This window comes from Leptospiraceae bacterium, from assembly GCA_015075105.1.
GTDB lineage: Bacteria > Spirochaetota > Leptospiria > Leptospirales > Leptospiraceae > JABWCC01.
Map to the genome: position 1 here is coordinate 624,383 of JABTUZ010000002.1, position 18,542 is coordinate 642,924.

Consider the following 18,542-nt stretch of genomic DNA (forward strand, 5'->3'; position numbering starts at 1 on the left):
GCAAGTGTTTACATTTTACCCAAAATTTTTAATAGCCGAATGGGAATCTCTTCTATGTCTTCAATGTAATCGACTGCATTTTTTTTAATGGCACTTGCAGGCATCCCAAAAACAGCGCAAGACTTCTCACTTTGAGCAATTGTTAGAGATCCACTATCCTTCATCTTTAACAGACCTTCAGCTCCATCTGATCCCATACCGGTAAGGATTACGCCTATCGCATCTTTTCCGGCAGTTTGTGCCACAGAGAGAAACATTACATCTACACTTGGTCTAAAACGATTTACTTTTGGACTCATTTTTGTTGTGACCTTGTATTTTAATCCATCCTTTTGTAAAATAAGATGATAGTTCCCGGGCGCAATCAAAGCAAGACCGTGTTGAAGTACGTCACCCGATTCTGCTTCGCGGACTTCAAGATACTTGCATAAGTCGTTTAATCGCTTTGCATAGGTAGTGGTGAAACCCTCTGGCATGTGTTGTGTAATTATGATTGGAGGAGTGCCTTCAGGAAGGTGCTCTAAAATATATCGAATTACCTCTGTCCCGCCTGTAGAAGATCCGATTGCAATAATTTTTTCTGCGGGACGAATGTTTGATAGTGATGTAATCTGTTTGACTGTTTCTGGGTTTGCTTTAATAATCTGAATTTTTGCACCGTTGATTCCTCGAATTTTATTTACTAATATAGTTGAAATAGACGGGATTGCATTTGCGAGATCGTGCACTGGTTTTGGAACTACTTCTAATGCTCCTAGCTCCAATGCTTTTAAACTTGTTTCACATTCTCCATCTACGAGTGAGCTGAATACTAAAATCGGTACCGGGTGGAACTCCATCAAAACTGTGATAAATTCAAGCCCGTTCATTCGAGGCATTTCCAAATCTAAGGTAATCACATCTGGTTTTAGTTCAACTATTTTGTCGCGAGCATCGTAAGGATCGACTGCAGTTCCTACGACTTCTATGTCTGAAAATTTTTTTAGATTCTGATGTAATAAACTTCTTACGATCGCAGAGTCATCTACAATCAAGACTTTGATCATGATTTATCTTCATCCTCAAAATTTTGAAAATCATCCTTCATCGGAATTTGTCTTTTTGGATTGGAAAGATTCTTTTTTTCTTTGGAGTTCATTCTTGAGGACAAATGAGGTAAAAGATTTTTTTGAGTTGAGTTTTTTTGAGCAGTCATAAAATTTAGCTCATTTATAATAAGTAGGAGCGATTCGGCTTGACTATTCAATTCTTCGGCAGCCGATGAAGTTGCTTCAGATACGCTTGCATTTTGCTGAGTTACATTGTCTATTTGATGTATTGCTTTTGCTACTTGCTCTATTCCCAACGATTGCTCAATTGTAGATCGTGATATATCTTCAATTTGATTTTTGACAGAGCTAACGTATTCTGCGGCTTGATTAGAATTTGTATTTATTTCAGTAATGATATTTGCAATCTTGAAAGAGTTTTGTAAAACATCTTTTAAGGTTTCTGTCCCCATTTTTGCAATAAGGTTTCCTGACTCTACTTTTCTTACACTTTCTTTAATTAGCTCTGCGATTTTTTTTGCCGCAGCTCTACTTGTTTCTGCAAGCTTACTTACTTGATCGGCAACGACCGCAAATCCAGCGCCATGCTCGCCGGCACGAGCAGCTTCTATTGCTGCATTGACTGCAAGCATTTTTGTTTGTTGGGTAATCTCGTTTATAGAGTCAATGATCTCGGTAATTTTTTCACTTCCTTGACGAATTTCATCCATTGCCTTTGTGATTTCTGTGATAACTTCGTTTCCTGATTCTGCGGATAACCTCGCTTCCTCTGACATCCCAACAGCTTCTTTTGCACTGTTCGCACTCTGGTGAACTATGACTTCAACTTTATTCACAGATGCAGTTACATCTTTACTTGAATCTGCATTTAAGTGAGCTTGAGATGCAATTTCTTCCATAGTGCTGGAAATTTCTTCGATTGAAGCTGCTTGCTCTAATGTTCCTGATGAAAGTTGTGCACTTGCTGTAGCGATTTGATTAGAAGCTGCACTTACCTCTTTACTGCCTACACTTAAATTTGTGACGATTCTTGAAAAATTCCGAAACCCGATAAACCCAAAAATTATCGTAAACCCGACTACAATACACATAGTCAATATATAAAAGATAATTTCTTTCTCAATCCACTCGCTTTGTTTTTTTGTTTGAGCAAGAATCTTGGAAGATAGAGTGTTGCTAAAACTCCACATAAGATCTATTTTTCCAGTAATTTTTTCGAACCAAACGTTTGTGTTTACTGTAAACTTTCCATCTATTGCGTGCTCGATTGCTAAGTTTTGCATTTTTTCAACATCATCAATATCCGAGCCTTTGATGGTACTTTCTGCAAGTTGTATCCATTCGGATGGGGCGTTTCTTTTAAAGATGGCAAGAAAATTATTTTGTCCTGAAATAGCTGCTAAAAATTTTAGTAAATTTGCTTGAATAAATTTTCCGTCGGCGAATGCGTTAGTCAACACTGCTCTTTCAACCCCATTGAACTCTATAATAGAAAGAAAGGCCGCAAGAGCATTTAGCTGTAGAGAAAGGTCGGCGTTTGTAGTAAGCTTTGGCATAGCTGCAATTGTTTCTAAGAAATTCCAATTCATTTTGGTATAATATTCTGTTCCTTCAGGGCCAGAGATTGTAAAATTAGTTTGTGCTTTTCTCATTTCTTTGAGACGGTTTGTTTCAAGAATTGCTTTATCAATGGCAAATTTAAACTCTAAATTGTATTCATTGAAATCAAAATTCTTTAGTGCAATTTTTAGCTCTTCTAATTTTTCATTGGTTACAGAATGTTGCCTAGGTAATTCAATTGCAAACTTTTCTCCTTTAGAACCAAGAAAACCTCCGACCATCCCTCGTTCTTTTTGAGATTCTTGAATAAATGCACTTACTTTTATAGCAAGAACTGCATATCGTTCAAACTTATTTAATTCTTTTTTTGTTTCTAATTTCATAATCAAAAAAATAATTGAAAAAAATAAAAAGGCTATAACTGGAATGAATACCAGTAGAGCAAACTTTGTTGACATTTTCATTCGCAGTAGTTTCATCGTATCCTCTTTTGTTGTAATTATAATAAATTATCTATTTCATCATTACTTAAAATTTTTTCAATTTCCAAAATTATGATAACTCTCTCGTCTAACTTTATCATTCCGGAGATGTAGTCCGAACGAATATTTTTTCCGAGTTGTGGTGATGGTTCGTATTTTTCTGCATCAATTGAGATGACTCCAACAAGTTGGTCAACAATGATCCCTGTTAGCATGCCATTCAAATCAACTACAATAATACAGTTGTCTTTATCTGTTTCTTTGTGCTCTAAATTGAATTTGCGCCGCATGTCTACAATTGGGACAATTTTTCCACGCAAATTAATTACACCTCTCATAAACGATGGAGTCCTTGGTACAGGGTCTATGTTTTGTATTTCAACAACTTCCCTTGCTTCTAAAATACGAATTCCGTATTCTCTTCCATCTAAAAGAAAGGACAAGAGCTTTCCGGTTGACTTGTTTAATGGATTTTCCTGAGCAGGTGACATTTCTTTCCTTTTTAAAATACGGCAACTTTTTACTATTGCGTGAGTGTTTTTTGTCGTAAAGAGAAAAAGTGATTTATTACTCCCAACCTGGAGTAGTTGGAGCTACGGACTTGTCTTCAAAGGGAACTAACTTTTTCTTTAAATCCTGTCCGCTAAACTGAAGTTTTAAATAGCAATTTCCACCCGGGTCGTTTTCTTTTTCTACAGTTCGTATTTGGATTTTTAATTCATGGAATTGCTTTGAAAATTTTTGTTCCGGATAGAGCAGGCTATCCCCGGTGTTGATATTTTTCAAAAATCTATAGTTGAATACCTTAATACCATAATTTCTTGCATTTTCGCAAGCGAGTAGTTTAGCAGTTGCTAAGTCCATTTGCTTTTCTGGCGGAAAGCCATTGGCTCTTAATTGAAAAGTGTGCTCATCTACCCATCCATAACTATCGGATTCCTTTTCTTTAACAGGTGGAGGATTGACTGGAGGCTTTGCGCAAAAAACTAATGCGAAAAACATGAAAAGATATTGGCAAGCAGAAATTTTTATGAAAGTATTTTGGTTTAGTTTCATTTTTTCTTTTTTAGTATAGCACCTAACTTACCTAAATCTTCGGGTTTGATATTGATTGCAGATGCTTTTTTGTTTTCGTCTTGGATCTCCTGATAGATTTCTGCTCGGTGTACAGAAATATTCTTAGGAGCTTTGATTCCTATTTTTACTTGATCACCTTTGATGTCAACTACAACAACTTCAACATCGTCTCCAATCATTATGGATTGATTTAACCTTCTTGCAAGTACGAGCAAACTAAATTTTCTCCAATAATGAATAACACTCTAAAATTTTTGTTCTGACAGAGTGGCTTTCATTTCTTGAAATACACTGTCTCCCAAGGGACAGCTCTGGATTTATAATTACAGGCCCTTGTAAATTTGCGGTCATTTTAGAAGGGTCATCTGGAGGTATAGTTACAATCGTAAGAATTAGCGCAGCGTCTAACGTATCAAGTTTTATATCTACAAGATCATTCTCTGGTATCGATGGAATATATTTCGGAGAAAACAATTGAGGCTGCATAATCACAAATGCGAGGTCAGTGTTTTCTGTAGATTGCAACCATTTGAATGGATTGTCAGGAGAATCTTCGATCAGTGCATATTGTTTTTGCATTTCAAAACCGAGAAGTCCATCACGAAAATATATTAGTTGCTTATCGGAAATTTGTATTTTCCCGAAAGGTTTTGTAACTAGTTCAATTGCCATTATCTTAGAAAGTCCATTAGAGTAGGTTTAATAATTTTTGATCCAACATTTAGAGCGTATTGATGAATCGTTTCTAACCATTTTAAATTCATAATCGTTTCTGGAAAATCAATCCCCTCATTTTTTGCGAGAAGCTCTGTCATGTAGGCTGAATCAAAATCAACTCTTTTCGTGTGCTCTTCGAGTCTGTTCATTCTGGCACCAACAATCGACCTATATCTCAAAACATTCTCTAAAGCTAAATCTAAGTCTTGCAAATCTCTCCCGGAAATTCTTTCTTGATCTTTTCTGATTAAATCATTTCTAAGCTGAATTAATACATCAAAAATGGAAAGCCCTGTAACGCTTGCACTCTTTGAATAATTATTCGGAGGTTCAGAACTTGCGGCATCAACCAGTCCGATATCTTTTAGAACTGTTCCTCCATCTGTGTCTTCTAACCAGATTTGATGAGGCGCGGTTGAGCTAAGTGAAATATTGTCCTGCGCCAGTTTACTTGCTTTCACTTCAATAGGAGAATTATTAATTTTATCTATAATATCGTCGATTGTATCACCCACAGAAATGTGAACCTCTACACCATCAATTTTAAATTTTTGATCTGAAGTTGCAGAATAAGAAGAATTGTCAACCTTACTTGTAATAGCCATGTTTGTTCCCCAGAAAACTTTGTTCCCAGGAAGAGAAACAGGAATATATTCTCCTCTCTCAATTTCACGAATTTGCTCACCTATATCTCCCCTATACTCTACTCCGATATATTGGTTTTTTAATTCAAGACCTTGAAGCCCTTTGATTTTAGATTCGATAGGCTCAAAAGGAGGTCTCTCAATTACATGTCCTCCAAATAAAGGTTGCCCTGTAGCATCTCTTGTGTTGGCAATATCAACTAACGCACGTAAATGTTCGTCGATTTCTTTTCCAATCGCTATTTCCAGTTCAAACCCTTTATCTCCTTGGTAGATACCATTGGAGGCTTGAACTGTCAGCACTCTTGCTCTTTGAAAAATACTCCCAATTCTATCTAACTCACCATCGATCTGTTGCAACCTTGAGTGACCATCTGTGATATTTTCTTGAAATTGCGTAAGCTCATTCAAACGAGAACGAAAATACATTTGGTTTGTCGCAAGACCTGGTTCATCAGAGGGTTTTCGTATTTTTAGTCCTGTACCTAACTGGTTTTGGGTCTCATCTAAAAGAATCTGGTGTCTCCCCAAATTTTTGACCAGAGTGTTGTTTGTCATTTGGTTTGTAATTCTCATTTATTTTTACACTCCCATTCTATTGATTACTGTATCGAGCATTTCTGTCATAACAGAAATCATCTTAGCTGATGCGTTATACGCCTGCTGAAACTGGACCATATTTGCCATTTCTTCATCTAAGTTTACTCCCATTACAGATTGACGCATATTTTCTAATTCTGAAAGCAAATCATTTTGAGTAGTAAATTCTTGCTTTGCCTCTCTTGCTTCTGTTCCAAGTTTTGCAATTAAAGAGGTATAAAAATCATCAGTAGTTTTTGAATATTCTACCATGATAGGCTTGCCTCGTAAAGAGCTTGCAATAAGAAGTGCGTTAGACCCATCCTTGTGTCCGTTAGGCGAATTATAATCTCCTGTTCCACCTACATCTTTCCCTCTACCGGCAGCAATATTTGCCGAATTATTTATTACGTCTTCTGTCATTTTCACAAATGAGGCTGGATGGTAATGTGGGGTTAGGGTAATATCTTGAGTATTCGATTGGAGTTTTGCAATTTCGCCTAACTTCCTGTAATCGTAAGATCCAGAAGGGCCACTCGCATATAGTATTCCAGTTAATCCAACAAGTAAATCACCAGAGTCTTCCAAGTGACGTATGATGAAATTATTCTTTGGATTGTCTTCTGCAATTGTAGCTTTTAAAGCCAATTGATTGTCGTGGTTCATATAGGCTACGATTCCTGATTCGCTTCTATTGATTCTTTTGATAACCTCTGCGAGAGTATCATCTTTGGAATAAGGGATGATAACAGGAGTAGATTCTTTATTTGGCTTGTGAAAAATTATATTCCCTGAAATCCCTATCGGTCTATCACTATCAATAGACACCTTTCCTGTAACCCTAAATACTGCCGAAATATCATTTTGTCCATCACCGTTTGAATCATATTCTCCGAAAGAATTTGCACTTAAATTTCTTGGTTGAAAGAAATTCAAATTTGTCTTTCCGTTTAAACCAAATCCATCTTTATGGATTTCGTTTACAACATCGGTCATATTAATTGCAAGAGAATCAACGTAATCTATTTTCTCTCTTAGAACTTGATCTCTTATTTCCATGACCCCGTGAATTCTGCCGCTTCGTAAAAGAGTGGGTTTTCCTGTTTCTGCCCATACAAGATCGAACATCCCGTCTCTATCCGGATTTCCTATAAGTTGGATTTTATTTGACTTACTGCCTTGAACGAAAATTTGCTGTCCTATAAAAACCATAAATTCATCTTCGTCACTTCGCCCGACGTTGATATCTACCAAAGAGGACAATTCTTGAAGAGCAGCATCTCTTTTGTCATATAAATCATTTGGTGTGTCGCCTAACGCTTCTGCCTTGCCGATTCTTTCGTTTAAGTTACGAATATTTTCTGCAAGTAGATTTATCATATTGGTTTTAGATTCTACTTCTCTGTTAGCTTGATCTCTTAGTTGTGTTAATTTTCTAAATGTATCTTCTATTCGTGTGCCAAGTCCTGTGGCTTTTTCTTTTACAATAGACCGATGTGCGCTTTCTTCGGGGTAATTGGCTAAGTCTTCCCAACTTGTCCAGAATTGATCCATTTGAGTACGAAGAGTAATCCCTGTAGGCTCATTGAAAACTGTCTCGATCTGATACAGGTAATCGTTTCTTGCACCCCAGTAATCTTTTTTATTATTTGTTTCAATGATTCGGTCATCAATAAAATTATCTCGAATTCTTTCAATTCTTGTCACCTCAGAGCCTTGCCCGATTTGTCCTGCAACAAGTGCACGATTGTAAGCCGGATCATAAAGTGGATCAGGTGCAGACATATTTACTCTTTGTCTCGAATAGTGCTTATTATCTGCGTTAGATATATTGTGTCCTGTAGTTTGAAGAGCTTGTTGGTGAGTGCTCAAGCCCCTTTTTCCTACTTCTAAACCCATAAACGTAGAGCCCATTTTTCCTCCGTTATGCTTTTGTGTTTAACATGACCGGTGTGTTGCGGGTACTGGTCTTAACACTAACGCTTCCGTAAGAAACCGGGATTTCAGTTTCGGAAGCTCGTTTCAAAGCATCTATACTAAGTTTAAAAATTTCCTGATTGGTTTTCATTAATTTTTCGTTTAAGATAATTTTTTCTTTTAATGACTGCAAAACTTCTTTTAATTCTCCAGCGAGACCTTTTAGTTTAAAATTTGAATTTCTATCTATATGATTTAAAAACTCGTTAAATGAATTTTTTTCTTCTGAAATTTCAATTTTTTTTTCTTTGTAAAAATTTTCAATTTCGTTCATTCTTACTCTCTCTAATTCAGATGCACCCACCATTAAATTGTAAGATTCTTTTGTTAGAGACTCTAATGCTTTACCGTTTTTTTCTAGGATATTACCTTTCTTTTGAATTTCTAAATCTAAAAGATTTTTATAAATTTTGATTTCTTTTGTAAAAATTTCAGATATATTACTAATCCATTCAATAAAAGGCTGTTTCATTTTTGCTTTTCCTATAGATAACTTCGACCGAATCTATAAACTGATTAGGAAAAATTCATTCTTTTTTTGGTAGATATGTCTCTTTGTAATTAAGACAAAGTGATAACTTAGGAAAGGTGGGCTTATCCACTAAATTGCATTCAATAAATTTAGCTCTAATTCTGCTTCTTTTTTTAATTTCGAAGTATTTTCTTTTGAAATGATCTCTTCAAAAATTTTTTTGGCTTCTTCAATTTTCCCTATTCTTACAAAGGCTTTAGCTACATTCAAATAAGCATTCATACCTTCTTCTGTTTCTGGACTCTCATTAAAAAGATTCATTTCTGTTTCTGCTACCAAATCCCACTTTTGTATTTTTTTATACGCAAGACTTAAAATTTTGTAAGACTTTAGAAAAGACGGATGGTCGTGGTAAAGTATTTGAAATTCTTTAATTTTTTCTATACAGGAAAAATATTTTCTGTCTCCAAGAAACTCATTTGCCTGTTTTAAAGAAATTTCACCCTGAAAAATTTTTTCTTTTATATTCACAGGAATAAATCCTTCTTCTTCCGAATATATACTAAAAGTAAGTATTAAAAGACATAATAAAAAATATTTCATAGTACTATTATCTTGAATTTTATAGGAAAGCATGATGTTTTTATTTTTGTGTATAACAAAAAATGGATCTTTTTAAAAACTAAAGAGCTTGACAAATTTGCAAAAGTTTTAATGATTTAAGGGCAATGAGAAATATAAAAAAGATTTTATTAATTTTTACACTTATCGAAATTTTTTTCTTTTTATCCAATTGTCAAAAACCAAAATTTGATAACCCTTGTGATCTAAATTCGGATTCTCATCGAAACACCAATATCGTAAAATATATAACCTCAGATAGTTCTTCTTTTTGTGGGATTATTCCTTCATTTGGAAGTGTAGCTACTCCTATATTTACTCCATCCGCAGGAAATAAAACTTCCCTATCCGATATAAATATATTGACATCTACTTTTGGAGCAACGATCTACTATACCACAGATGGAACAAACCCAACAATCGGATCCAATAGATACTCTAGTGCTTTGGAGAATATTTGGTCCTTAGCTGGAAAAACGATAAAGGCATTTGCTGTGAAAAATGGAATGACTGATAGTGCAATTTTGTCCGGAGTGTTTAGCTATCCGCCTTTAAAAACAGGGCAACAGACTTCATACGCAGTTGGAGATGATGGAGAAAGTCAAACAGGTGTAAGTCGGAGCTACACTGATAATGGAGATGGCACGGTAAAAGATAATGCGACAGGGCTTATTTGGCAGAAATGTAGCATGGGATTAAATAATGATGCGGGATGTACAGGAACTGCTTCAAACCCAAACTGGGCAGATGCGGGCACTTATTGCAGTGGGCTTAGCTTGGGATCTAAAACATGGAGACTGCCATCAAGATTAGAATTAGAAACTCTATCACATTTTTCTGGACCAATTATAGCAATTGCAATTGATTCAAGTTATTTTCCAAATACTACAACAAACCCGTATTGGAGTTCAAGCAATTATGTGCCTTCCAGTACAGAGGCTTGGTATATAAATTTTAGTGCCGGTGAAATAAGTAAAGATAGCAAGGCAGTTTTTTACTATGTCCGTTGTGTTTCAGGTACAGTAAAAGAGTACGGTAATAATTTAACAGAAAATGGAGATGGCACAGTAAAAGATAATGTGACAGGACTTATTTGGCAGAAATGTAGTAATGGGCAGAGTGGTTCGAACTGCTCTGGAGCTGCAAGTAGTGATCTTTGGGCAAATGCACTATCTGCTTGCAGTGGACTAAGTTTAGCCGGAAAATCATGGAGGTTACCAAATATCAATGAATTAAAATCCATCATTGATATAAATAAATCCAGTGGTGAAACTATAGACACAAATATTTTTCCAAATACTGCATCAGGTTCGTATTGGAGTTCAACTACTCTTGTGTCAAATACTAATTTTTCTTGGGAAGTCAATTTTTCTAGTGGTTTCTCAGTAAGCGATGACACCAATCTTCAATATTCTTATATTCGTTGCGTCTCTGGTCCTTAGGAAAAAAAATAGTTAGTGATTTGTATGAGTAGATTAGAGCTGTTTTTTTAGTTTTTCGGATTTTGGTTTTTTCCAGGCTTGTTTTTTTTTATTTCCGCATCTTATGTCGTATTAGTCTATTGTATCGTATAGTTTTTCTCTTGGAGAGGTAAATTCCTACCGCAATAGAACTGACCTTGGGTGGAACTCCAAAGTCATAGAACTTGGCAGGATGATTATGTCCCATTCTTTCAAATGTCAAGCAACAAAAGAAGAGTAAAAAGGCAGCTGTTCTTGAAATACCAAGCCATTGAGCAAACTCACCAAGCTCAATCTAATCTGCATTCTCCGGACGAAATATTTTCTTTTGCAATGTTTTTATAATGGTTTCAAGAACCTGATACACCGTCTTAACACAATCCAACTTTTCAAAAGTCATAGCCAATGTAAATTTTATTCTGTATCTTCCTCAACATTCATGCAAGGCTAATCCTTTCATCTGAAATAGTTTCAGTCCTCGAGGTAAACTCATCCATATACTTCTCTGGAATAATTTCAGACTCGATTGATTGTATCAAATTTTCTGGATTCATAGTATTCTCCTAATATAAAAAGTTTTTAATCTTGTTCTCTGATATAAGGTAAAATAATAGCGTGATATGAAATAAAATTTTGCGATTCATCTGAAGAAATTTTTTCATCTTTGCTACAGAAAAATGTCCCAAATCTGTATTAAATGTAATAATCTTGAAATTCCCTAAAACGATGGAGTTCCTTGTGATTTTTGCGTGAAAGGTGAACAATTGGTATAAAACATGCACTTTACTGGTAGAAAGGAGGTCCTAGCTATTTTAGCACGAAAAGTGCAAAAACTGCACTAAAAGCGAAATTTCAAAAACTCTACTAAAGCTCAAAACCTCATCCTAAAAGATACACCTAATTGCAAAGATTCTAACCCACCTATTTCCGACCTCAGACCTCAGTCTATTTGTCCTCCAAATTGGAGCCCCACATTCTTGAACGAAAACAACAGCCAAAAGGAGGCGAGGAATCTTATATCAATGGCTACACTAATGGATTAAGATTTTTTCAAATAACAATGAAGCCCAGACACAAAACCTTATTCTTATATTTTTGAGGTATCTCAATCTCTAAACAATAAGAAATTTCTATTTTTTCCTTTGATCACTCCCCATTAAATAAATGATTGGAAGCACGAATAAAGTCAAAATACTCGAAGTGATTAATCCACCAATAACGACTGTAGCAAGTGGACGCTGGACTTCTGCACCCATGCTTGTAGAAAGTGCCATCGGCAAAAATCCAAGCGCTGCAACGACTGCAGTAGTTACAACAGGTCTTAGTCTAAGTTTAGCAGATTCAAATATTGCAGCTGAAGAATCCTTTCCTTCGTGCTCTAATTTTTTCGTAAAAGAAACGAGTACAAGTCCGTTAAGGACAGCAACTCCAAATAAAGCAATAAAACCTACTCCAGCAGAAATGCTAAATGGAATTCCTCGAATATAAAGTGAAATAACCCCTCCGGTAATTGCAAAAGGTACGTTAAGAAAAATAATCCAGGCAGGTTTCATTTCTCCAAACGCAACCCATAGTACAAATAAAATTACAATTAGAGTTAAAGGCACTATGATAAGAAGAGTATTTCTTGCAGAGATATAATTTTCGTATTTCCCGCCGTAGTCATATCGAAAACCAGCAGGGAATTTTAGTTTTTTTTGCAAAATTTCTTCTACTTCTCGAATTACGCTTACCATGTCCTTGCCTCGAATATTGAACTCTACAATCATTCTCCTCGATTGGTGTTCATGGCTAATTTGAACGGGACCTTCTTCTGTATAAATTTCTGCAAGGTCAGACAAAGGGACAGTTTGCCCATAGTGGGAGCGTATTGGAAAAGACTTAATTCTGTCTAATGGGTTTCGCCTATCGTCCTTTGCTTTTATTACTAAGCTAAATCTTTTATTTTCTTCAAAAATATTTCCTGCATAGTTTCCGGAAGAAATCATTTCCACTGCTTGGTTAACTTCATCAATGCTAATTCCATAACGAGAAAGGCTTTCCCTATTTGGGACTACTTTCAAATATGAAAGACCTTTCAATTGTTCTATCTTTATATCCACAACACCCGGAATTTTACTTATATTGTGAGATACTTCTTCACCGATTTGTTTTAATAAGGAAAGGTCTTCACCATAAATTTTTATACCAACATCGGATCTCACACCTGCAATCAATTCATTCGTCCTCATCTGAATCGGTTGTGATATAGAAAATGCAACTTCAGGAGTATATTTTTCTAAGGTCTCTGAAATTTTCTCAATAAGTTCATTTTTAGAAAATCTCCAGTCTTCTTTTGGTTTTAACACTAAGTAAATATCACTCCTATCAATTCCCATTGGATCGGTTGCAATATCCGGTGAGCCGGTTCTCGAAACTACATTTGTAATTTCAGGAAAATTTTTTAGCAAAATCCTTTCTATTCTTTTAGAAGTTTCTAAAGACTCAGTCAAAGAAGCAGATGGTAATCGATTTACTTCGAGCAAGAGTGAGCCTTCGTCAAGTTGCGGGATAAATTCTCCTCCAGAAAAATAAAACAGTATGAGGGAAAATACAAATCCTCCAAGAGTTCCAAAAATTATTTTTTTTGGATTTTGAAATGCTTTTTCTAATAAAGGCTCATAATAGATTTTTAGTTTTTGAAAAATTATAGTTTCGTGTTCTTTTTCATCCGCAGGTTTTAAAAAAAGTAATGCAAGAACAGGAACGACGGTAAGAGTTAAAATGAACGCACCAAGTAAGGCATACAAAACGGTTAGCGCCATAGGGATAAACATTTTTCCTTCTACTCCAGACAATGCAAGAATAGGTAGATACACAATTGCAATTATGATTTCACCATAGATCGTTGCTTTTCTGACTTCTACTGTGGATTCAAAGATTACCTTTTTTTTCTCTAGGAAAGTTAGTGCTCTTTTTAATTCGATTGTCTTTAAAGATAGTCTCCTATAAGAGTTCTCAACAAGAATTACAGCACCGTCAACAATCAAACCAAAATCTATTGCTCCCATACTCATCAGGTTTCCGGGCGCATCTCGAACTCTCATTATGCTAATAGCAAAAAGCATAGCGAGAGGAATCGTGAGAGCGATCACGAGTCCTGCTCTAAAATTTCCTAACATAAAAAATAAAACTACGATTACAAGTATTGCTCCTTCGAGTAAGTTTATGATTACTGTACGAATTGTTTTTTTTACCATTTCCGATCTATCGTAAAAAGATTCTATTTTCATTCCGGGTGCAAGAAACGGTTTTATTTCTTCTAACTTTTTTTTAATAGACTCGGTTACTTGAAGAGAATTTTCTTTCATTAGCATCATTGTGATTGCTCCGGTGACTTCACCTTTACCATCTTTTGAAGTAGCACCTCTTCTCAGCTTGTGACCAATTTTTACATCTGCAATAGAAGAAATTGTTACTGGAAACCCATCCTTTGTTTTACCTACATAAATTTTAGAAATATCTTCTAAAGAAGAAATTAGACCATCACTTCCGATTACGATATGCTCTTTTTCTTTTTCGATATATCCCCCACCTGTTGCAGCGTTATTTTTCCTTAACGCCTCTAATACATCCATTCCAGAAAACCCAAGAGACTGCATTTTATTTAAGTCTAAAATAATTTGGTACTCTTTGGATTCTCCTCCAAAAGTATTTACTTCTACAACTCCCGGTACAGTTTTTAAAATCGGATTTATAAACCAATTTAGTTGAGTCGTAAGATCAAGTAAACTATGTTTATCGCTTGTTAAAGTAAACTGAAAAATTTCACCAAGCCCTGTAGATATTGGACCCATCGTAGGAATTCCGTAACTTGGAGGAATATTTGCTTCTGCTTCTTTTAATCTTTCTGAAACCCATTGCCTTGCTCGAAAAATATCCGTATCGTCTTGAAATACTATTGTCACTACAGAAATTCCGTAACGCGAGATGGAGCGAACTTCTACAAGTTTTGGGAGACCTGCCATCGCTCTTTCAACTGGGTAAGTAACATACTTTTCAATTTCAATAGGCGACAAGGCAGGTGCAGTAGTGATTACTTGTACTTGTATTGTTGTAATATCGGGAACAGCATCAATTTTTAATTTTCTTGCAGAGTCGATTCCGAAAAATAGAAATATTACGGTTAAGCCTAATACAATCGTTTGATTGTTGAGTGACCAATGAACTAAAGAGCTTAAAAATTTCATCAGTCCTCTGCACCAAATGTTGATTTCAGTAAAATAGACTTTAAGAAAAAAATTCCCTTTCGTACTACAAATTCTCTCTCGCTTATACCAGAAACGATTTCAACTAATGTATTTGATTTTCTTCCTATAGCCACTTCTCTAAATACATATTCTCCCGGTTTTTCTTCTACGAAAACTCCTACTTTCCCGTTCACCTCTGTCAAGCAATAAGAAGGCACAGAAATAACTTCAGGCTCTATGGCAGAAATCTCTGCGACTCCAAATAAGCCAACCTTAGCGAGATTTTTTTTGTTCTTTAGAACTATCCTTGCGTTAACAGTTCTTGAAGAAGGGTCAATCTGTATCCCAATATACGTTAGTCTCCCTTCAAATTTTGTATTTGGATAAGCATTCAATTGAATAATTGCATTTTCTCCTGTGCCTATTTTAGATATATCTTTCTCAAATAATTTTCCGATAAACCATACTTCTGAGATGTCGCCTACCGTCCCCATATTTGTATTTGCATCTACCTGTCCACCAACGATTGCTTCTCTACTTAGTATTATACCAGACTTTGGAGAGCGTACTTCATAATTACCAATGGTTTCTTTTTTTTCTTTAGCCATATTAGGTATCGCAATATCATATACTCTAAGATTTTCTCTGTCTGCTTCAAGCTCTGACTCCATTATCCTTAATTCGGATTCGGCGTTTATAGCTTCTTGCTCACCAGCCAGTCTTAAAGTCACAAGCTCTTTTAATCGCGAATAATTTTTTTGGGATGCAGTGTATCTCGATAAAGACCCAAGGAATTTGGATCGGAGTCTGGATGCATCCGGCGAGTCCAAGGTAATTAGGGTATCTCCTTTTTTCACGTGGTCACCTTCTTTAAAATTCACGCTTGTAATTCTTCCCGCAAGTCTTGCTCCAATTTTTCTTATATTGTCCGGATTTGCAGAAATCTCTCCTATTACTGAAATCGTATCTTGGAAATCTTTTCGCTTCACCTCAATCGTTTCTATTTCAGTGTCTTCTTTAATTTCAGAAGGAACTTTTATCTTCATGGATAAATCTATTCTATTTGAATTTTCCTTATTGGAAGTTGTCGAATCTTCGGTTGGATTTTTTCCTTCGGGAATGGCTTTTTTTTCTTTTAGTTTTCCATACCCTAAAACTAAAAAGGTTACAGCCAAAATAGCTATAATAATATATTTACCTGTTTTCATTTTATTTCCTTTTTACTTTCAGAGTTTAGATAATCCGTAAACGGAATTCCTGATGCACGAATAACTTCAATCGAAGCAATTGCAAAATCTGTTTTAGATTGAATGTAAGAAATTTTTGTACCGATTAAGGATTGTTGACTCATTAGAGCTTCACGTACATTAATTCTGCCGTTTAATAAAGCTTTCTTGATTGAGTCGAGGTCTTTATCTATTCTTTGCAGAAGCTCTTCCGAATAACTCTCGTACTCTTCTTTTAAAGAATTGTAACCAGAAATTGATTTAATTACTTCATATCGAATTGTATGCCGACTAACTTCCGCTTTGTTGATTAGTTGTTGTTTTCTTGATAGCTCTTCTAGTAATTCGCCGGAATTGTCTCGGAAAATTTTTAAAGGTAGAGACAATCTTCCTCCGATTACATTTTCGTTAAATCCGTCTCTTTGCAAAAATCCCGAGATCGTCAAATTGGGAATGGTTTCTTTTTTTAGTAAAGTAATTTTTGAGTCTTGGGTTAATATATCTGCTTCACTCGCTTGTATCTCAGCTCGCACTTTCAGTGCCTCTTCTGTCAATCTGTCAACACTCATATTTTGAAATACTGGATTTTTTGGCTTTTCCAACAACTCTATACTTGCATGAAATGGAATTCCCATCATAACTGTTAAATTTCCTTTTGCCAATTCCGTTTTTCTTTTTGTCAAAAGAAAAAATCTTTTCATCTTAACTAATTCTGCCTCTGCAATATCAGTATCAATCGGTGCAGCTAAACCTTTTTCTGATCTGGCTTTCGCGACTTCGTATATATCTTTTGCAAGAGAATATAAGTTTTCAGATAGCCTTAACTCTTCGATGAGACTAAAATACATTAGGCTTGCAACGAGCGCATTATAGATCATTTCTCTTTCCATTACTGTGACTCGTCTTACTTGGGATGCAAACTCTTTGTCTGCTACATCGAGTCTGCCTTTTCTTTGACCTCCGATATAAATTTCTTGGGATAGCATTACTTCTCCATTTACCGAAGATTGAAGACCGGTAAATTCACCCTGATTTTGTGTTTGCTTTCGATAACTTTGCATTAAAGAAACTTGAGGGTTCGATGGGAAAAAGTAACCGGCCGCAATTTTTCTGCCCTTAATTACATTTAGCTCCAACCGTGAGCTTTTGTATTCGGGGCTATGGTCTATTACGCACTCTACAATATCTTTTAGAGTAACACTTCCTGTGCAATGTAGATGAGGTTCGTCGTGATCATTCCCACCTGAAAAAATTCCATAAGCTGGAATGAAAAAAAGTATAAATAAAAAATTAAATTTCATGTATATCTCCCGTTACATTGTGAGAAGACCGAACAGAATAAATTTTTGGTTTAATATTATTTCATTAACATAAATTTGCAAAAATTCTCTTGGCTTCTACAATCAGAATTAATTAAATTTTTAAGAAAGAGTATTTTTGGGGGGACGATTCAAATAGGAGATATAGAGAAAATTATACGTTTTTGAAAATAGGTTCACATTGTATGAGGATTGAATTTCCGTAATTATTTTTGCTTCATCCATTCCCCAGTTAGAGATGAGTATTGAACTGCATGGACAATTCACGCAAGTGTGTCTATGGTCTGAATCTTTGTGGTTTGTTTCAACATTGTCTAAATAGGCAAACGAACAGAAATCTTCATTTATACCTTTTCCACCACAGATTGAGTCGTTATCAATTGCATATTGATAGGTAAAAAGCACCAAGAAAAATAGAAAAAATAAAAATTTCAGTTTCGCCATAACATATTATTCAATATATATTTTTTATAAAAGTCAAGCAATTTTCAAAATTCTGATGGAAGTACTCCAATTGTAGTAGAAATTTTATCTACTATTCCATATTCAATTGCTTCTTTTGCAGTCATGTAATAGTCTCTATCCGTATCCTTTGCCACTTTTTCAAGAGGTTGGCTACACGCATCTGCAAGAATTTTATTTAGTGTCTCTTTAGTCTTTACAATTTCTTGAGCGTGGATTTTAATATCGGTTGCGGGGCCTGTGATTTGACCGCCTATACTCGGTTGGTGGATCATTACTTTTGCGTGGGGCCAGATATATCTTTTGCCCTTGGCTCCGGCTGATAATAAAAATGAGCCCATAGACGCAGCCATACCCATACATACTGTGGATACAGGAGAAGTTATCATTTTCATAGTATCGAAAATGGCGAGTCCTGCTGTCACAGAGCCACCGGGGCTATTGATATAAAAAATTATATCTTTACCGGGGTCTGACATTTCTAAATACATTAATTTAGATACGATTTCTTTTGCAGAATCATCGTGAACGACTCCCCATAGAAAAATTTTTCTTTCATCTAAAAATTTTCTTTGGATCTTTCCGGCATTTTTTAAATCTTCTAAAATATCCGGTGAACTTTCTTCTTTGTCTGCCATTTATCCCTCTCTAAATTGAATTATATAACC

General features: G+C 35.4%; 17 protein-coding genes. 1 reads left to right on the top strand and 16 read right to left on the bottom strand.

What is annotated here, in order from left to right; all coding sequences use genetic code 11:
- Positions 1-8: 8 nt before the first annotated feature.
- From HS129_12820 to HS129_12865, 10 genes are all read right to left on the bottom strand, one after another.
- Positions 9-1,046 (bottom strand): chemotaxis response regulator protein-glutamate methylesterase, encoded by a 1,038-nt coding sequence (locus HS129_12820; GenBank protein MBE7412919.1) that lies wholly within the window; start codon positions 1,044-1,046, stop codon positions 9-11.
- The gene (locus HS129_12825; protein ID MBE7412920.1) at positions 1,043-3,088 is read right to left on the bottom strand and encodes a methyl-accepting chemotaxis protein; all 2,046 of its coding nucleotides are present in this window, start codon (positions 3,086-3,088) and stop codon (positions 1,043-1,045) included. Before HS129_12825 ends, HS129_12820 begins: the two co-directional genes overlap by 4 nt.
- A 20-nt stretch (positions 3,089-3,108) precedes the next feature.
- A complete protein-coding gene (locus HS129_12830) occupies positions 3,109-3,582 on the bottom strand; it encodes a purine-binding chemotaxis protein CheW (GenBank protein MBE7412921.1) in 474 nt (157 codons plus the stop codon).
- A 76-nt stretch (positions 3,583-3,658) separates the two neighbouring features.
- Positions 3,659-4,147 carry a hypothetical protein gene (locus tag HS129_12835; GenBank protein ID MBE7412922.1) on the bottom strand — a complete coding sequence of 163 codons (489 nt, stop codon included), beginning with the start codon at positions 4,145-4,147 and terminating at the stop codon, positions 3,659-3,661.
- Positions 4,144-4,383 (bottom strand): carbon storage regulator CsrA, encoded by a 240-nt coding sequence (csrA, locus tag HS129_12840; GenBank protein ID MBE7412923.1) that lies wholly within the window; start codon positions 4,381-4,383, stop codon positions 4,144-4,146. Before csrA ends, HS129_12835 begins: the two co-directional genes overlap by 4 nt.
- 1 nt (position 4,384) lies before the next feature.
- A complete protein-coding gene (locus HS129_12845; GenBank protein ID MBE7412924.1) occupies positions 4,385-4,840 on the bottom strand; it encodes a flagellar assembly protein FliW in 456 nt (151 codons plus the stop codon).
- A complete protein-coding gene (locus tag HS129_12850) occupies positions 4,840-6,105 on the bottom strand; it encodes a flagellar hook-associated protein 3 (GenBank protein ID MBE7412925.1) in 1,266 nt (421 codons plus the stop codon). Before HS129_12850 ends, HS129_12845 begins: the two co-directional genes overlap by 1 nt.
- 6 nt (positions 6,106-6,111) lie before the next feature.
- A complete protein-coding gene (flgK, locus tag HS129_12855) occupies positions 6,112-8,022 on the bottom strand; it encodes a flagellar hook-associated protein FlgK (GenBank protein MBE7412926.1) in 1,911 nt (636 codons plus the stop codon).
- Positions 8,023-8,032: 10 nt separating this feature from the next.
- Positions 8,033-8,557: a flagellar protein FlgN gene (locus HS129_12860; GenBank protein MBE7412927.1), complete on the bottom strand. Its 525-nt coding sequence runs from the start codon at positions 8,555-8,557 to the stop codon at positions 8,033-8,035.
- Between the two features lie 129 nt (positions 8,558-8,686).
- Positions 8,687-9,160, bottom strand: a complete 474-nt coding sequence (locus HS129_12865) for a hypothetical protein (GenBank protein MBE7412928.1) — start codon at positions 9,158-9,160, stop codon at positions 8,687-8,689.
- A 125-nt stretch (positions 9,161-9,285) separates the two neighbouring features.
- On the opposite strand from HS129_12865, the gene HS129_12870 reads away from it, so the two are divergent.
- A complete protein-coding gene (locus HS129_12870; protein MBE7412929.1) occupies positions 9,286-10,620 on the top strand; it encodes a DUF1566 domain-containing protein in 1,335 nt (444 codons plus the stop codon).
- 88 nt (positions 10,621-10,708) lie between these two features.
- Here HS129_12870 and HS129_12875 read toward each other — a convergent pair whose 3' ends face one another.
- The 6 genes from HS129_12875 to HS129_12900 all read right to left on the bottom strand — a co-directional run bounded on the left by HS129_12875 (position 10,709) and on the right by HS129_12900 (position 18,512).
- On the bottom strand, positions 10,709-10,846 hold the full coding sequence (locus tag HS129_12875) for a hypothetical protein (GenBank protein MBE7412930.1): 138 nt from the start codon (positions 10,844-10,846) through the stop codon (positions 10,709-10,711).
- 922 nt (positions 10,847-11,768) lie between these two features.
- Positions 11,769-14,867, bottom strand: a complete 3,099-nt coding sequence (locus tag HS129_12880) for an efflux RND transporter permease subunit (protein ID MBE7412931.1) — start codon at positions 14,865-14,867, stop codon at positions 11,769-11,771.
- Positions 14,867-16,075, bottom strand: coding sequence for an efflux RND transporter periplasmic adaptor subunit (locus HS129_12885; protein ID MBE7412932.1), 1,209 nt, complete (start codon positions 16,073-16,075; stop codon positions 14,867-14,869). The genes HS129_12880 and HS129_12885 overlap by 1 nt, the downstream gene beginning before the upstream one ends.
- Complete coding sequence (locus tag HS129_12890) at positions 16,072-17,394, bottom strand: TolC family protein (GenBank protein ID MBE7412933.1); 1,323 nt, start codon at positions 17,392-17,394, stop codon at positions 16,072-16,074. Before HS129_12890 ends, HS129_12885 begins: the two co-directional genes overlap by 4 nt.
- A 120-nt stretch (positions 17,395-17,514) precedes the next feature.
- The gene (locus HS129_12895; protein ID MBE7412934.1) at positions 17,515-17,856 is read right to left on the bottom strand and encodes a hypothetical protein; all 342 of its coding nucleotides are present in this window, start codon (positions 17,854-17,856) and stop codon (positions 17,515-17,517) included.
- A gap of 44 nt (positions 17,857-17,900) precedes the next feature.
- Entirely contained in the window at positions 17,901-18,512 is a 612-nt protein-coding gene (locus HS129_12900) for an ATP-dependent Clp protease proteolytic subunit (GenBank protein MBE7412935.1), read from the bottom strand.
- Between the last annotated feature and the right edge of the window lie 30 nt (positions 18,513-18,542).

Excerpts from the sequence above, each read along its gene's own strand:
- HS129_12830 (MBE7412921.1), bottom strand. The coding sequence starts at position 3,582 with ATGTCACCTGCTCAGGAAAATCCATTAAACAAGTCAACCGGAAAGCTC.
- HS129_12870 (MBE7412929.1), top strand. The coding sequence starts at position 9,286 with ATGAGAAATATAAAAAAGATTTTATTAATTTTTACACTTATCGAAATT.
- HS129_12850 (MBE7412925.1), bottom strand. The coding sequence starts at position 6,105 with ATGAGAATTACAAACCAAATGACAAACAACACTCTGGTCAAAAATTTG.
- HS129_12865 (MBE7412928.1), bottom strand. The coding sequence starts at position 9,160 with ATGAAATATTTTTTATTATGTCTTTTAATACTTACTTTTAGTATATAT.
- HS129_12895 (MBE7412934.1), bottom strand. The coding sequence starts at position 17,856 with ATGGCGAAACTGAAATTTTTATTTTTTCTATTTTTCTTGGTGCTTTTT.
- HS129_12845 (MBE7412924.1), bottom strand. The coding sequence starts at position 4,840 with ATGGCAATTGAACTAGTTACAAAACCTTTCGGGAAAATACAAATTTCC.
- flgK (MBE7412926.1), bottom strand. The coding sequence starts at position 8,022 with ATGGGCTCTACGTTTATGGGTTTAGAAGTAGGAAAAAGGGGCTTGAGC.
- HS129_12860 (MBE7412927.1), bottom strand. The coding sequence starts at position 8,557 with ATGAAACAGCCTTTTATTGAATGGATTAGTAATATATCTGAAATTTTT.
- HS129_12820 (MBE7412919.1), bottom strand. The coding sequence starts at position 1,046 with ATGATCAAAGTCTTGATTGTAGATGACTCTGCGATCGTAAGAAGTTTA.
- HS129_12835 (MBE7412922.1), bottom strand. The coding sequence starts at position 4,147 with ATGAAACTAAACCAAAATACTTTCATAAAAATTTCTGCTTGCCAATAT.
- HS129_12890 (MBE7412933.1), bottom strand. The coding sequence starts at position 17,394 with ATGAAATTTAATTTTTTATTTATACTTTTTTTCATTCCAGCTTATGGA.
- HS129_12880 (MBE7412931.1), bottom strand. The coding sequence starts at position 14,867 with ATGAAATTTTTAAGCTCTTTAGTTCATTGGTCACTCAACAATCAAACG.
- HS129_12825 (MBE7412920.1), bottom strand. The coding sequence starts at position 3,088 with ATGAAACTACTGCGAATGAAAATGTCAACAAAGTTTGCTCTACTGGTA.
- HS129_12885 (MBE7412932.1), bottom strand. The coding sequence starts at position 16,075 with ATGAAAACAGGTAAATATATTATTATAGCTATTTTGGCTGTAACCTTT.
- HS129_12875 (MBE7412930.1), bottom strand. The coding sequence starts at position 10,846 with ATGGGACATAATCATCCTGCCAAGTTCTATGACTTTGGAGTTCCACCC.
- HS129_12900 (MBE7412935.1), bottom strand. The coding sequence starts at position 18,512 with ATGGCAGACAAAGAAGAAAGTTCACCGGATATTTTAGAAGATTTAAAA.